Origin of the sequence: Nonomuraea sp. NPDC050680 (assembly GCF_040654555.1) — a bacterium.
Classification (GTDB): Bacteria; Actinomycetota; Actinomycetes; order Streptosporangiales; family Streptosporangiaceae; genus Nonomuraea.
In genome coordinates this window covers 791,124-803,992 of record NZ_JBFAIF010000004.1, presented here as the reverse complement: position 1 = coordinate 803,992, position 12,869 = coordinate 791,124, and the positions used below count along the sequence as shown (strand labels likewise).

Sequence of the window (12,869 nt, the reverse complement as noted above, 5' to 3'; positions counted from 1 at the left end):
TCAACCGAGACGACCGAACATCCGGCCGATGCCACCATCGCCAGGGTGACAGCTGCCAGTCGCAGACCCACCATGCCTCCTGTGCGCGTCCGTCCTGGTTGATCTCCGTGGGCACGGGCCAAAAGGAGCGGCGCTCACACTACCGTGAGACACCGGCGACACGTCAGGGTTCCGCGTGGCGGTCGAGGCCGAGCGTGGCGATGAGGTCTTCGTGGAGCTCGAACCAGACACGGTGGCAGGAGTCGACGTCGGTGCGGTCGACCCAGGCGCCCTCCCCGGCCAGGGCACGCGCCAGGGCTGTGGCGAATCGTGTGTCGTATCCGCGGAACCGGGTGAGGACACCCCCCAGCCGGTCCGCGAGTGGTAGGAGCGCGCGGTCGATGCCGCCGAGATCGTAGAGGATTCTGGCGTCCCAGGCGGCATCGGAATGGTCGTTGACGGCGAGCCGATCGCCGGCGTTGGGCCGGAGTTGCCAGTCGGTGCAGGCTTGGAGCAGGAGGGCGTTCAGCGGGAGGAATTCGCGGTAGACATCACGGACCTCGTCGGCACCGCCGACGCGGGCGAGCTCGGCCGCGAGCCGGCGCTCGTTCTCGGCTCGGCCCGCGTCGGTCAACGACCAACCTCCGGTGCCGGCGAAGGCGGTGTGCCCAACCCACCCACGTGCCTCGGCGTCGAGCAGTAACTCTTTCGTCTCGGCCGCGTCGAGCCCGTACCGATGAGCGATCACCGGGGTGTCCGCGAACCCGCTGATGCGTACGGCGTGCAGGACCAGGAGGTCGGTCGCGGAGTCCCGCGTCATGAGTCGGCGTCCGATCGTCCTGCCAGGCGGGTGTAATGCTGCTGGCACGCCTGCGGGGAGTTGAACCCCATCGCCTGCGCCATCTGTGCCCAGGTCAGTCCTGCGCTCCGGGCCGTGAACAGCAGGCCGCTTTCGAGTCCTTCGACCTCGGCGCGCGCGGCGGGCAGGAGGGCGAGCGCGCTCAGGATGCCCTCCGGGTCCAAGTCGGCGCTGCGCCAGACGGCGAACTGCACGAGGTCGACCGCCGACGGCGGGGTGGGTGGAGGTCGCCACGGACGGGCGTCGAGCTGATTCGCGCCCAAGCCCATAAGACGCTCGCGTGCGTCCTGTTCGCGGTGGGCCTGGACATGATCAGTCTGCATGCTGTGAGCGATGTCCTGCTTGCGTGGCATGCGCTTATCCTGCACAATCAACAGAACGTTGTCAACAATGTGTTGAAGGGTGAGGTGGATGATCGTACCCCTCATAGAGGCTGCCGCCGATACCTGCGGGGGGAAGGCCGGCGCGCTCGGGGCGTTGCTCCGCGCGGGTCTGCCGGTTCCCGACGGCTTCGTCGTCTCGTACGCCGCGTACCTCGCCGCTGCCCGCGACCTGGACCTTGTCAGGGTCGCCGGCGACCCTGACGCGGCGCGGCAGGTGATCGAGTCCAGCCAGGTTCGCGCCACCGTGGTCGACGCGCTGCGCCGCGCACTCGACGAGCTCGGCGATCCGCCCGTGGCGGTCAGATCGTCGGCGGCGAGCGAGGACACCGGTCAGGCCTCGGCGGCCGGTCAGCACGAGAGCTTTCTCGCCGTGCGCGGAGTCAGCGAGGTCGCCGATGCCGTACGTGCCTGCTGGGCCTCGTTGTTCTCTCCCCGTGCCATCGACTACCGGCGTGACGACCAGCCGTCCGACGATCTTGCGATGGCCGTCCTCGTCCAACGCCATCTGGATGCCGAGGTGTCCGGGGTCATGTTCACACCGGCGGACTCGAGCGATGCGACCCAGATCGAGGCGTCCTGGGGGCTCGGCCCCAGCGTCGTCGGAGGCACGGTCACCCCTGACGCCTACCGCGTCGCCGAGGACGGGTCGGTCACACGTACCGTCGCGGACAAACGGACCCGCCTCGACCGGCACGGCACGCGGCTCGTCATTCGCGACGTGCCCGCCCATGCCCGCGACCAACCGACGATCGACGACGCGACCGCCACGCAGCTTGCCAAGCTGGGCGAAGAGATCGCCGCCGTACGCGGTGGACCACAGGACATCGAGTGGGCGATCGTCGACGGCCGCATCTGGGTTCTGCAAGCACGGCCGGTCACCGCCGCACCCCCACCGCCGGCATCGCCTTCCAGCGCCTCGGACACCCCAGCCGCCACACTCGCCGGAACACCGGGCAGCCACGGGACCGTGACCGGCACCGTGAGAATCGTCCGCGGTCCCGGCGACTTCGCGCGCGTGCGACCAGGCGACATCCTTGTCTGCCCCTTCACCGACCCCGCTTGGACGCCGCTGCTGCGCATCGCCGCCGGCGTCATCACCGAGACCGGAGGCGTGCTCTCCCACGCCGCGATCGTCGCTCGCGAGCATGCCATCCCCGCCGTCCTCGGCGTCCTGAACGCGACGAGCGCGCTCCGCGACGACACCGTCATCACCCTGGACGGCACCACCGGCACCGTCGCAGCGGAACACGCCTGACTGATCACTGGTCGGTCCCTATCAGGCCAAGAGCCGACCCCGCCCAAGCATCCCGCCGCCGAACCCACACCCACGAATCGCCATCGAAGGAGATGGGAAGCGGGCCCGCACGGACCCCGCGTTCCTGACGACCCATGACAACGCGACACCTCTACCTGGCACGCCACGGCGCGGCCGACGCGTTCGGGAAGCTCACCGGCATCGGGCACCAGCAGGCGAGCCTGCTGGGCGAACGGCTCGCCGGCCTACCGGTCGACGCCGTGTGGCACTCTCCGCTACCACGCGCGGTAGCGAGCGCGCACGAACTCGCCCGGCACCTGCCGAACGTGCCCGTGGCCGAGGCCGCCGAACTCGTCGACCACGTGCCCTACGTTCCCAACGCGGCCGAAACACCCCCGTCCTGGGCCGGCTTCTTCGACGGTTACGACGACGCCGAGGCGGCCCCGGGCCAGAGGCTGGCCGAGGCCCTGGTCGCCCGGTTCGCGAAGGCCCCTGAGACAACTACCACGAAAGCCCCCGAGGCAACTACCACGAAGGCCCCCGAGGCGACCACGAAAGGGACGCAGCGTGACACACACGAGGTCCTGGTGACGCACGCCTATCCGATCGCGTGGCTGGTGCGGCACGCACTGGACGCGCCGCCATCCCGGTGGCTCGGGCTGAACAGCGCCAACACCGCACTGACGGTCATCGAGTATCGCAACGGCCTGCCGCCCACGATCGTGATGTTCAACGACATGAGCCACCTCCCGGCCGGCCTGCGCTGGACCGGGTTCCCCGAAGGCATCAGGCCGTGAGGCGGCTCCTGCTGTTCTACGCGCTCCCTCGCTACGTGCCACCGGCGGAGGCGCCCTAGGGTCGACATCGTGAACCTCGTCGGTGCGGTGGTCCAGCTGTGCGCGCTGGTGGTGGCGTTCAGGCCGCGCGTCCCTCCTGTGTACTCGGCCGTGGGTGGGGGAGCGGTCTCCCTGGCGATCACCGCCTACCACCCGCTGACCGGCACCCGAGGCGACGCCACGTTCTGGCTGCTGATCGAGGTGCCGGCCCTGCTCGCCCTGACGATGCTCGCGGCCCGCCGCGCGCCTCTCGCAGCCCTCGTGCCCGGTCTCGCGGTTTCGACCATCTTGCTGAGAATGGTCTGGCCCGGCCCGCCCTCGCTGATACTGGCCGGTTGCGCGGGCTGGTCGCTGGGGGCGATCGGGGTCGCCGCGGCCGGGCTCTACCTGCGTTCGCTCGACGGCAACCGGCGTCGGGCGGTGGCGCAGGCCGTACGGGATCAGCGGCTCGCTCTGGCGCGTGACCTGCACGATTTCGTGGCGCACGATGTCAGCGGCATGCTCGTACAGGCCCAGGCCGCCCGGCTCGCACCAGAGCTGCCGCCGCGGATCGAGGATGCCCTGCGGCGCATCGAGGAGGGCGGCCAGCGGGCTCTGACCTCGCTCGACCGTACGGTCCACATGCTCAACGAGCCTGCCAGAGGCCCCGCACCCGGCATCGACGGTCTGCGGGACCTGGCAGACGGTTTCTCGCCGACCGTCCAAGTGAATCTCGCCGTTGAGGCGGAGCAGATCTCCCGCGAGGCGTCGGCAACCGTCTACCGGGTGGTGACGGAGGCGTTGACCAACGTACGCAGGCACGCGCCGCGGGCGAGCACTGTCGACATCGCGGTGACGAGGGAGGGGAACATGATCCACATCCAGGTGCACGACGATGGCGGCAGCGGCGGCCAGGCGGAGGCCGGCGATCGCGGCGATCGTTCAGGCGGCGGTCGCTTCGCCGGTCTCGGCCGAAGGGGCGGCTTCGGCCTGGCGGGACTCGCCGAGGTGCTCGGGACGGTCGGCGGCTCCCTCTCAGCGGGTCCGCACGGCACGGGCTGGCGTGTCACGGCGACCGTCCCCGTCTGACCCCGTCCGAGCTCACGAGAACGTCCTGGGCGTGCTGTGAGAGCACGCAGTCGGAAGGCGCGGTACGCGTGAAGCGTGACATGCGTGGAAAACTGGGGTGACGTGCGTCCGGCTGGAAGATGAGGGGACATGCGTGCGATGGGTGGGTGGTGTGCTGGCACCCGACCGGTGGGGGCGGTGGCGTGACGACTCGGATTCTTGTCGCGGACGATCAGGATGACGTACGGATCGGGTTCCGGCTCATCCTCGACTCGCAGCCTGACATGACGGTCGTGGGGGAGGCGGCCGACGGGCAGGCGGCGGTGGGGCTCGCCCGGCATCTCAAGCCTGACGTCGTTCTGGCCGACATCCGCATGCCCAAGCTCGACGGGCTTGAGGTCACCAGGGTGCTCGCGCAGGAGACGCGGGTGATCGTGGTGACCACGTTCGACCTCGATGACTACGTGCACACGGCACTACGCAACGGTGCTTGCGGATTTCTGCTGAAACGGTCGGGGCCGACGCTGCTCGTCGAGGCCATCCGCGCCGCCATGGCCGGGGACACGCTCATCAGTCCGCAGGTCACCGTACGGCTGTTGCGCCACCTTCGCGACTCCCGGCCGGAGCCGCTGGGGGAACCGCTTACGGAGCGAGAGATGGAGATCGCGCGGCTGGTCGCGCATGGGCGTACGAACGGGGAGATCGCCGCCGAGTTGTTCATCAGCACCGGCACGGCGAAGACGCATGTGGCCAACATCCAGCGCAAGGTGGGAGCGGCCAACCGGGTCGGGATCGCGGCCTGGGCTTGGAACTCGGGGATCGCCTGAGCCTGCGTAAGATCTCACGGATGTCTTCTGCGACCTACCTTGCCCAGGGGCCACGTGTGGCCATCCGTCGTATCTCCCTCCAGGACTACGAGGAATATACGGCCCTGGTCCGGGAAAGCGCCGAGATGCATCGCCCCTGGATGCCCGGCCGGCCCATCACCACCCGCGAGGCGTTCGAGAGCTACCTCACGCGGTTCGAGCAGCCCCTTCATGAAGGCTTCGTCATCTGTCTGCGGGACACCGGTGCGATCGCCGGCCGGGTCAACGTCAACAACATCGTCCGGGGAACGAACCAGAGCGGAACCCTGGGCTATGCCGCCTACGCGTCCACGACCGGCCGCGGATACATGACCGAAGGGCTGGGCCTGATCATCCAGTTCGCCTTCGGCGAGTTGGGGTTGCACCGCTTGGAGGCGAACATTCAACCGGCCAACACGCCCTCGTTGAACCTGGTCAAGCGTCTCGGCTTTCAACGGGAGGGCTACTCGGCCAATTTCCAGTTCATCGACGGGGCCTGGAGAGACCACGAACGCTGGGCCATCACCATCGAGATGACCGGAGCCGTGGCCTCTCGGCAAACGAGTTGATCCCTTCCTGAGAGCAGGCGACCTCGGCAGCGTCCTGCGGTGGGGCATCAGCGAGCATGGGACGGTCGTCTTGTACGGCGGACCGAGCCGCATGGCGGCCTGGCGTTCGTGGTTCAGGTGGTGACTCGGGCCAGCACTATCCCGCCGACAATCAGGCCGAGCGCTGCCATCCTCCCCACCGAGACGGGGTCGTCGTTGAGCACGACGCCCAAGCCGATCGCGCCGACGGCGCCGATGCCGGTGAAGACGGCGTACGCGGTACCGACCGGCAGCGTGTTCATGGCCCGCGACAGCAGCCAGACGGCGGCGGCCATCAGCACCAGACACACCAGCGTCGGCAGCGGACGGGTGAAGTTCTGCGTCGGCTTGATGCTCTGCGACCACGCGATCTCGACGAGCCCGGCCAGGGCCAGGATCAGCCAGTTCATCGGGCCGCCTCCTTGAGCGCCGCGGCCAGTGATTCCTCGTGCCGGTCGCGCAGGTGCGCCAGCGCCGGGTCGAGGCGGGCGTTGACCAGCTCCGCGTGGATGAACGTCACGTCCTCGACCCGGAAGTGGCCCTTGAAGAAGTCACGCAGGTAGCGCTCCTGGTGGTCGTACGGCTCGCGGGGCGTACCGGGGCCGTACGCGCCGCCGCGCGCGCTGGTCACCACGAACGAGCGGCCTTCGAGCGACATCTTGGGAAAGGTGATCTGGTCGAGCCGGGCTTTCAGCGCCGAGGGGATCGAGTAGTTGTACATCGGCGTGCCGATGAGGATCACCTCGGCGGCGACCACCTCGTCGAGCAGCGGCTCCACGACGTCCCACGCCTGGTGCTGGGCGGGGCTGCGGACCGCCTCCCGATAGCGCGAGATGTCGGTGATCTCGTGTTCCAGGATGTGGTCGCACAGTTCCGTCCATGCCTCGCCGATGTGCGGCACGGGTTGCACGGCCAGGTCGCGGTAGACGTACCGGGCCTGTGGGTGGGCTGCTCGCCAGGTCTTGGCGTACACACTCGACAGCCTCCGCGAGAAGGAAGCCCGGCGGGCGCTGGCGTCCAGATGCAGCAGCATGATCTCTCCTCAGCTATGTGGACACGCTGTCCGGTTCAATATAACCGGACGCTGCGTCCAGATACAATGCCGGGCATGGAGAGAGCCGACGCCGCGCGCAACCGCGCCAGGATCCTGGAGGCGGCCGCCCTGCTCTTCGCCGAGAAGGCGCCGCAGGACGTGACGATGGACGACATCGCGAAGAAGGCCGGGGTGGGCCGGGGCACGCTCTACCGCCGCTACCCGGACCGGGCCTCGATCGCCGTCGCGCTGCTCGACGAGCATGAGCGGGAGCTGCAGGAGCGGCTGCTGCGCGGCGAGCCGCCCCTGGGTCCGGGCGCGCCGGCCGCCGAGCGGCTGGCCGCCTTCTACGCGGCCATGGTGCGGCTGCTGGAGGGCCACCGGCACCTTGTGCTCGGCTCGGAAGTGGGCCGCTCGCGCTTCGAGACCGGCGCGTACGGCTTCTGGCGCGCCCACGTGCGCGTGCTCGTGGTCGCCGCGGGGGTGCCAGGCCCGGACGCATTGGTCGACGTCCTGCTCGCGCCTTTGGCTCCCGAGGTGTACGGCTATCAGCGTGCGGTGCTCGGCCTCACTCCCGAGCAGATCACCGAAGCGCTGACCAGGCTCACGAAGACCCTGGGCCCAGGGCCTTGACGATCTCTGAGTGATGACGACCAGTGATGATGGCCACGGACGGTGCCAGACATCGGTGCGGAGTATCCCGTCAACGGCTTCCCGCCCTCCGCGGGTTGGTCCCGTCCCACTCCGACGGCGGTGCGCAGTGCCGCCGCCAGCCTGTCTGACGTTCCTGGCCGGGCAGGTCGGCCCGGCCGTTGGCCCACAGCAGGGTCTTCCACGCCTCGGTCTCCCCGGGAGCCCACGGGAACAGGCGCCGCAGTGTTGTCAGGGCGACCTCCTCGGAGGGGACGAACTCCGGCTCCAGGCCGCAGGAGGCATTGGGATCGGGCGGGGCCAGTCCTGGCCGCCCGCCGACTCCAGGTACGCCTGGCACTCGGCCGTTGCCTTCATGATCATGTCTGTGTCTGCCATCGCTGATCATGTTGGACTCGCGCCGGGGCATTCGCAATCCCGAGGGCACGACCTGCCGGTGGGAACGGCGTCCGACGCCAGAAAGGCACCATTTGTCGCTAACGATCTGACAAATCCAGTGTTCGCCCCCCGCAAGCCGGGTACGCATGGCGCAAACCGGGTGACGTGTGATCAGGATCACACCGGGAGTCCCGGTCCGGGCTGAGGAGGCGCAGGTGACGCACGATCACGGGTTACCAGCCGCGGAGTACCAATCCCAGGTGAGAAGAGCGGCGACGGCGAGTGTCGTCGGTACGGCCATCGAGTGGTATGACTTCTTCCTCTATGGCACGGCTGCGGCGACCGTGTTCGCCGACGTCTTCTTCCCCAAGTCCACCCCGTACGCGGGCGTTCTGGCGTCCTTCGCCACCTACGCCGTCGGGTTCGCTGCGCGGCCGATCGGCGCAGCGATCTTCGGGCACTGGGGCGACCGCATCGGGCGCAAGGCCACGCTCATCATCACCCTTGTCATGATGGGCGTCTCCAGCGCGCTCATCGGCGTGTTGCCCGGCACCGCCACGATCGGCGTGATCGCGCCGATCCTGCTCGTCGTCCTGCGCATCCTGCAGGGGATCGCCGTCGGCGGCGAGTGGAGCGGTTCTGTGCTGTTGTCCATGGAGTGGGGCGACCAGCGCAGGCGTGGCCTGATGGCCAGCTGGCCGCAGGTCGGCGTGCCCATCGGCCTCATACTCGGCACCGGCGCGATGTCGCTGGTGGCCCTCGCGGCCGGCGACTCGTTCAAGGACTGGGGCTGGCGGATTCCGTTCCTGGCGAGCCTGGTGCTGGTCGCCATCGGTCTCTGGGTGCGGTTGCGGGTCATGGAGACGCCGCTGTTCGCCAAGCTCCTCGAGACCAGGCAGGTGGCCAAGCTGCCGGTGGTCGAGGTCCTCAAGAGGCACCCGAAGGAGGTCGCGCTCAGCGCGCTCCTGCGTATCCCGGAGCAGATGCCCTTCTACCTCTACACGACATTCGTGATCACCTACATCACGTCCCCGAGCATCGGGATGTCGCGAACATTCGCCTTCGCCGCCGTCAGCGCCGCGGCGGCCGTCGAGCTCTTCGCGATCCCGTACTTCGGGCATCTCAGCGATCGAATAGGCCGCCGCAGGATCTATCTCATCGGGGCCGCGCTGCTGGCGGTGATCGCCTTTCCCTACTACGCGCTGCTCAACACCGGCATCGCCGTCGTCATCCTGGTCACGATGATGGTCACGCAGCTCCAGCACTCCATGGAGTACGGTCCGCAGGCGGCGCTCATCGCGGAGAGCTTCCCGACCAGTCTGCGGTACGGGGGCGCCGGGCTGGGATATCAGCTGGCCTCCGTCATCGCGGGTGGACCGGCACCGCTGATCGCCACCTGGCTGCTGCACGACTACGGCTGGCAGGCCATCTCCGTGTTCATGATCATCGGTGCGGTGATCGGCTTGGTCGCGACGTACGCGCTGCCCGATCGGTCGAAGGTCGACATCTCCGACCCCGCCTCGTACGGCACCAGCCGAGCCTGAGCCGCGCCCCGTCGCCTACGGCACTACTCAGGCCTGACCCGCGGCGCTCGCCTGTCCGAGTTCGGCCAGGCGGGTCAGGCCGGGGAGGGCGTCGGTGATCGCCTGGCGCTGCTCGGGGGTCAGCTGGGCGATGAGCGGGACCAGGTGGCGGGTGCGGTCGTCGTGGCGGGAGCGCCCGATCTGACGTCCGGCCTCGGTGATGTGGACCAGGACGGCGCGCCGGTCGCTGGGGTCGGGGCGGCGCTCCACGAGTCCGTCGCGCTCCAGCCGGGTGACGAGCTGGGTGATGCCGGGCTGGCTGACCTGCTCGGTCTTGGTGAGGTCGGTCAGCCGCATGGGGGTGCCGCGAGTGGCGAGGGTGTCGAGTACCGACAGTGTCGTGAACGACAGCTTCTCCAGCACGGGGAGGCGGATGTAGAAGCGGTTGAAGTTCTCGATCGCGGTGGCGAAGGCATTTACGTCCAGGTCGCCGTCGCCGTCAGCCTTCTGCGCGGGGTCGCGGTCCGAGTCGCGGTCGCCCAGCGTCTCGCCCGGTGTCTCGTCCGGTGTCTCGTCCGGCATGGTGTTCACGCCGGAAATATATCGCAAACTTATTTAAGTTGCTTATGATGTGCGGCATGACACTTCGATTGGGCATCAACGGGTTCGGGCGGATCGGCCGGAACGTCTTTCGCGCAGTGGCCGCTCGCGCCGACGCTGACATCGAGATCGTCGCGGTCAACGACCTCGGCGACGTGGCGACCATGGCGCATCTGCTGGCCTACGACTCGATCATGGGCCGCTTCCCCGGCGAGGTCGCCGCCGAGCCGGGCGCGATCCGGGCCGGTGACGCGACCGTCAAGGTTCTGGCCGAGCGTGACCCCGCCGACCTGCCGTGGGGTGACCTGGGCGTGGACGTGGTGATCGAGTCCACCGGGATCTTCACCAAGGCTGAACAGGCCCGCGCGCACGTGGACGGCGGCGCGAAGAAGGTCGTCATCGCCGCACCGGCCAGCGGGGAGGACGTCACGATCGTGCTCGGCGTGAACCACGACGCCTACGACCCAGCGCGCCACACGGTCATCTCCAACGCCTCGTGCACCACCAACTGCCTGGGTGTGCTGGCCAAGGTGCTGCACGACGCGGTCGGCATCGAGTCGGGCATGATGACCACCGTCCACGCCTACACGCAGGACCAGAACCTCCAGGACGCGCCCCACAAGGACCTGCGGCGGGCTCGGGCGGCGGCGCTCAGCATCGTGCCCACCTCCAGCGGGGCGGCCAAGGCGATCGGCCTGGTGCTGCCGGAGCTGCGGGGCCGGCTGGACGCGTTCGCGCTGCGGGTGCCCGTGTCCAACGGCTCGGTCACCGACCTGACCGTCACCACCGTCCGTCCCACCACCGTGCAGGAGGTGAAGGACGCCTACGCCGAGGCCGCGGCCGGTCCGTACAAGGGCCTGCTGACCTACACTGACGCGCCCATCGTGAGCAGCGACATCGTCGGCGACCCGGCATCGTGCGTCTTCGACGCCGAACTGACCCGCGTGATGGGCTCGCAGGTCAAGGTCGTCGGCTGGTACGACAACGAGTGGGGGTACTCCAACCGCCTCATCGACCTGGCCCTCATGCTGTAGGTGCAACGGCGTTGCGCCCAGAGCACTAATCGAGGCTGACCCGCACTCCGGTGCTCAGGCCGGAGTCGTGCAGCTCCAGCCCCGCGGGCTTGGCCTCCTTCGGCAGCTCGAACAGCAGCGCGCCGCTGAAGGACTGGCCCGGCCCGATGCGGACCGGCGTGACCTCCGCGCCCGCCTTGTCGAGCAGCTTGGTGCCGCCGTGTAAGGCGTCGTCCTCGTCCAGCAGTTTCTGCTGGCCGGGGTAGAGGACCCTGGCCTCCGGGCCGACGTTGTTGACCTTGACGCTCACCTGGCAGGTGCGCTGCTTCGCGCCCTTGGCCGGTTGCGGGCACTTGGTGCCTGTCACCGCGAACTTCAGCTTTCCGTCCTGTACCGGGCTGTCCGCGCCGACCGGGTCGGGGGACCTGAGCGCCCACACCAGTACGGCCAGCAGCAGCACGAACAGCACGATGGCCACCACGATGGCGGTCACGCAGCCGGTGAAGACGCTCCTCTTCCGCTTGACCGGGAACCCCGCCGGGCCCCTCGGTCCAGGCGGCAGCGGCACCTGCCCTGTCTGATGGGCGGAAAGCGGCACCTGTCCGGTCTGGAGGGACGGCGGCATCTGTCCCGTCTGGAGAGACGGTGGCACTTGGCTCGCCGGACCAGGTGGCGAGGCCTGGCGGGACGGCGCCTGGCGAGGAGGTGCCTGGCGGGGTGGCGGCGGGGCCTGAGCGGGCGGGTGTGGCACCGGCCCGCGTCCCGGCAGCGGCCCCACACCGGTCTGCTGGTGGCCTTGAGGTTGGTGGCCTTGAGGTTGGTGGGTCGACGACTGGTGGGATGACGGCTGGTGGCTCTGGGGCTGACGGGCCGACGGCTGGTGGGCCTGTGGCGGCGGGGTCCAGCCCGGCGGCGCCTGGCGTACCTGCGGATTGTGCGGGAACTCGGCCAGCGGCGGGAACTCCGACGGGTTCCACGAACTGCTGAGGTGGCGGGTCGCGGCGAGCTGGGCGGCCGGCTCGTCGGCCGCACCGACGAGTTCGAGCAGGAGCTGCTTGGCCGCCGGTCGGCGCGCGGGGTCGGGGTGGATGGCCGCGGCCACCAGCCGGTCGAGCGGCGCGGGCAGGCCGCGCAGGTCCGGCGGGGCGGTGCGGGCGCGGGCCGCCATGACGTAGGCGTCGCCCTCGCCGAACGGGTGGCCGCCGAGCCCGGCGTAGGCGATCAGCGATCCCCAGGCGAACACGTCGCCCGCCGGGCTGGTGCGGCCCTCGAAGACCTGCTCGGGAGCGATCCAGCCGGGCGTGCCCATCACCATGCCCGCGTTGGTGTGGCGGGTGGAGACGTGGGACGAGCGGGCCAGCCCGAAGTCGATCACCCGCGGGCCGCCCAGCGTCAGCATCACGTTGGCGGGCTTGAGGTCGCGGTGCACCAGGCCGACGGCGTGGATCGCGGTCAGCGCCGCCGCCACGCCCACGGCCGCCGAGTGCAGCACGGACGGCGTCAGCGGGCCGTGCTCGATCAGGTGGTTCTCGAGGGAGATGCCCTCGATGTACTCGGTGACGAGGTAGAGGACCCCGTCGTGCTCGCCGTGGTCGAGGACGCGGGCCGTACAGAACGAGGCGACCTTGCGGGCGTTGGACACCTCTTCGTGGAAGCGCGCCCGGTAGACCGGGTCCGTGGTGTAGTCGCGGCGGATCGCCTTGAGCGCGACCTGTACGCCGTCTGCGGCCTTGGCCAGGTAGACGGTGCCCATGCCGCCCGAGCCGAGGCGGCTGATCAGCTCATAGGGGCCGATCGCCGACGGGTCTTCCGGCGTCAGCGGAGTGCCTGCGGAGCGCCCCTGCTGCCCCAACGTCGCTGTCCTCTCGCCTTCATCGTCC

General features: G+C 69.4%; 15 protein-coding genes. 8 read left to right on the top strand and 7 right to left on the bottom strand.

Features of this window, described 5'->3' with window-relative positions:
- Nucleotides 1–163: 163 nt before the first annotated feature.
- Both AB0H88_RS19325 and AB0H88_RS19320 read right to left on the bottom strand, forming a co-directional pair.
- Nucleotides 164–799 carry a transcriptional regulator gene (locus tag AB0H88_RS19325; RefSeq protein ID WP_357646165.1) on the bottom strand — a complete coding sequence of 212 codons (636 nt, stop codon included), beginning with the start codon at nucleotides 797–799 and terminating at the stop codon, nucleotides 164–166.
- Entirely contained in the window at nucleotides 796–1,266 is a 471-nt protein-coding gene (locus AB0H88_RS19320) for a DNA-binding protein (protein ID WP_357646163.1), read from the bottom strand. Before AB0H88_RS19320 ends, AB0H88_RS19325 begins: the two co-directional genes overlap by 4 nt.
- On the opposite strand from AB0H88_RS19320, the gene AB0H88_RS19315 reads away from it, so the two are divergent.
- The 5 genes from AB0H88_RS19315 (at nucleotide 1,250) to AB0H88_RS19295 (ending at nucleotide 5,773) form a co-directional block, all read left to right on the top strand.
- A complete protein-coding gene (locus AB0H88_RS19315) occupies nucleotides 1,250–2,476 on the top strand; it encodes a PEP/pyruvate-binding domain-containing protein (RefSeq protein WP_357646161.1) in 1,227 nt (408 codons plus the stop codon). The two genes, AB0H88_RS19320 and AB0H88_RS19315, sit on opposite strands and share 17 nt — an antisense overlap.
- A gap of 134 nt (nucleotides 2,477–2,610) precedes the next feature.
- The gene (locus AB0H88_RS19310) at nucleotides 2,611–3,273 is read left to right on the top strand and encodes a histidine phosphatase family protein (RefSeq protein ID WP_357646159.1); all 663 of its coding nucleotides are present in this window, start codon (nucleotides 2,611–2,613) and stop codon (nucleotides 3,271–3,273) included.
- 69 nt (nucleotides 3,274–3,342) lie between these two features.
- A complete protein-coding gene (locus AB0H88_RS19305; protein WP_357646157.1) occupies nucleotides 3,343–4,380 on the top strand; it encodes a histidine kinase in 1,038 nt (345 codons plus the stop codon).
- A gap of 182 nt (nucleotides 4,381–4,562) precedes the next feature.
- Nucleotides 4,563–5,186, top strand: coding sequence for a response regulator transcription factor (locus AB0H88_RS19300; RefSeq protein ID WP_357646155.1), 624 nt, complete (start codon nucleotides 4,563–4,565; stop codon nucleotides 5,184–5,186).
- A 20-nt stretch (nucleotides 5,187–5,206) separates the two neighbouring features.
- Nucleotides 5,207–5,773 carry a GNAT family N-acetyltransferase gene (locus AB0H88_RS19295; protein WP_357646153.1) on the top strand — a complete coding sequence of 189 codons (567 nt, stop codon included), beginning with the start codon at nucleotides 5,207–5,209 and terminating at the stop codon, nucleotides 5,771–5,773.
- Nucleotides 5,774–5,886: 113 nt separating this feature from the next.
- On the opposite strand, the gene AB0H88_RS19290 is transcribed toward AB0H88_RS19295, so the two are convergent.
- Together AB0H88_RS19290 and AB0H88_RS19285 are read right to left on the bottom strand one after the other, a co-directional pair.
- Nucleotides 5,887–6,201: a multidrug efflux SMR transporter gene (locus tag AB0H88_RS19290; protein WP_357646151.1), complete on the bottom strand. Its 315-nt coding sequence runs from the start codon at nucleotides 6,199–6,201 to the stop codon at nucleotides 5,887–5,889.
- On the bottom strand, nucleotides 6,198–6,824 hold the full coding sequence (locus AB0H88_RS19285) for an NAD(P)H-dependent oxidoreductase (protein ID WP_357646149.1): 627 nt from the start codon (nucleotides 6,822–6,824) through the stop codon (nucleotides 6,198–6,200). Before AB0H88_RS19285 ends, AB0H88_RS19290 begins: the two co-directional genes overlap by 4 nt.
- A gap of 75 nt (nucleotides 6,825–6,899) precedes the next feature.
- Here AB0H88_RS19285 and AB0H88_RS19280 point away from each other — a divergent pair, with 75 nt between their 5' ends.
- A complete protein-coding gene (locus AB0H88_RS19280) occupies nucleotides 6,900–7,457 on the top strand; it encodes a TetR/AcrR family transcriptional regulator (protein WP_357646147.1) in 558 nt (185 codons plus the stop codon).
- 70 nt (nucleotides 7,458–7,527) lie between these two features.
- Here AB0H88_RS19280 and AB0H88_RS19275 read toward each other — a convergent pair whose 3' ends face one another.
- The gene (locus tag AB0H88_RS19275; protein WP_357646146.1) at nucleotides 7,528–7,815 is read right to left on the bottom strand and encodes a hypothetical protein; all 288 of its coding nucleotides are present in this window, start codon (nucleotides 7,813–7,815) and stop codon (nucleotides 7,528–7,530) included.
- 298 nt (nucleotides 7,816–8,113) lie between these two features.
- Between AB0H88_RS19275 and AB0H88_RS19270 the strand changes: the two genes are divergently transcribed.
- Nucleotides 8,114–9,397: an MFS transporter gene (locus AB0H88_RS19270; RefSeq protein ID WP_357646144.1), complete on the top strand. Its 1,284-nt coding sequence runs from the start codon at nucleotides 8,114–8,116 to the stop codon at nucleotides 9,395–9,397.
- 27 nt (nucleotides 9,398–9,424) lie between these two features.
- Here the strand turns inward: AB0H88_RS19270 and AB0H88_RS19265 are convergent, their stop codons facing one another.
- A complete protein-coding gene (locus AB0H88_RS19265; RefSeq protein ID WP_357646410.1) occupies nucleotides 9,425–9,958 on the bottom strand; it encodes a MarR family transcriptional regulator in 534 nt (177 codons plus the stop codon).
- Between the two features lie 56 nt (nucleotides 9,959–10,014).
- Here AB0H88_RS19265 and gap point away from each other — a divergent pair, with 56 nt between their 5' ends.
- Nucleotides 10,015–11,010, top strand: coding sequence for a type I glyceraldehyde-3-phosphate dehydrogenase (gene gap / locus AB0H88_RS19260; RefSeq protein ID WP_357646142.1), 996 nt, complete (start codon nucleotides 10,015–10,017; stop codon nucleotides 11,008–11,010).
- Nucleotides 11,011–11,035: 25 nt separating this feature from the next.
- Here the strand turns inward: gap and AB0H88_RS19255 are convergent, their stop codons facing one another.
- Entirely contained in the window at nucleotides 11,036–12,841 is a 1,806-nt protein-coding gene (locus AB0H88_RS19255; protein ID WP_357646140.1) for a protein kinase, read from the bottom strand.
- Nucleotides 12,842–12,869: the final 28 nt, after the last annotated feature.

Bases quoted from the DNA above. Each gene is read 5' to 3' on its own strand.
- AB0H88_RS19295 (WP_357646153.1), top strand. From the start codon at position 5,207: ATGTCTTCTGCGACCTACCTTGCCCAGGGGCCACGTGTGGCCATCCGT.
- AB0H88_RS19315 (WP_357646161.1), top strand. From the start codon at position 1,250: ATGATCGTACCCCTCATAGAGGCTGCCGCCGATACCTGCGGGGGGAAG.
- AB0H88_RS19325 (WP_357646165.1), bottom strand. From the start codon at position 799: ATGACGCGGGACTCCGCGACCGACCTCCTGGTCCTGCACGCCGTACGC.
- AB0H88_RS19265 (WP_357646410.1), bottom strand. From the start codon at position 9,958: ATGCCGGACGAGACACCGGACGAGACACCGGGCGAGACGCTGGGCGAC.
- AB0H88_RS19280 (WP_357646147.1), top strand. From the start codon at position 6,900: ATGGAGAGAGCCGACGCCGCGCGCAACCGCGCCAGGATCCTGGAGGCG.
- AB0H88_RS19285 (WP_357646149.1), bottom strand. From the start codon at position 6,824: ATGCTGCTGCATCTGGACGCCAGCGCCCGCCGGGCTTCCTTCTCGCGG.
- AB0H88_RS19290 (WP_357646151.1), bottom strand. From the start codon at position 6,201: ATGAACTGGCTGATCCTGGCCCTGGCCGGGCTCGTCGAGATCGCGTGG.
- AB0H88_RS19310 (WP_357646159.1), top strand. From the start codon at position 2,611: ATGACAACGCGACACCTCTACCTGGCACGCCACGGCGCGGCCGACGCG.
- gap (WP_357646142.1), top strand. From the start codon at position 10,015: ATGACACTTCGATTGGGCATCAACGGGTTCGGGCGGATCGGCCGGAAC.
- AB0H88_RS19320 (WP_357646163.1), bottom strand. From the start codon at position 1,266: ATGAGGGGTACGATCATCCACCTCACCCTTCAACACATTGTTGACAAC.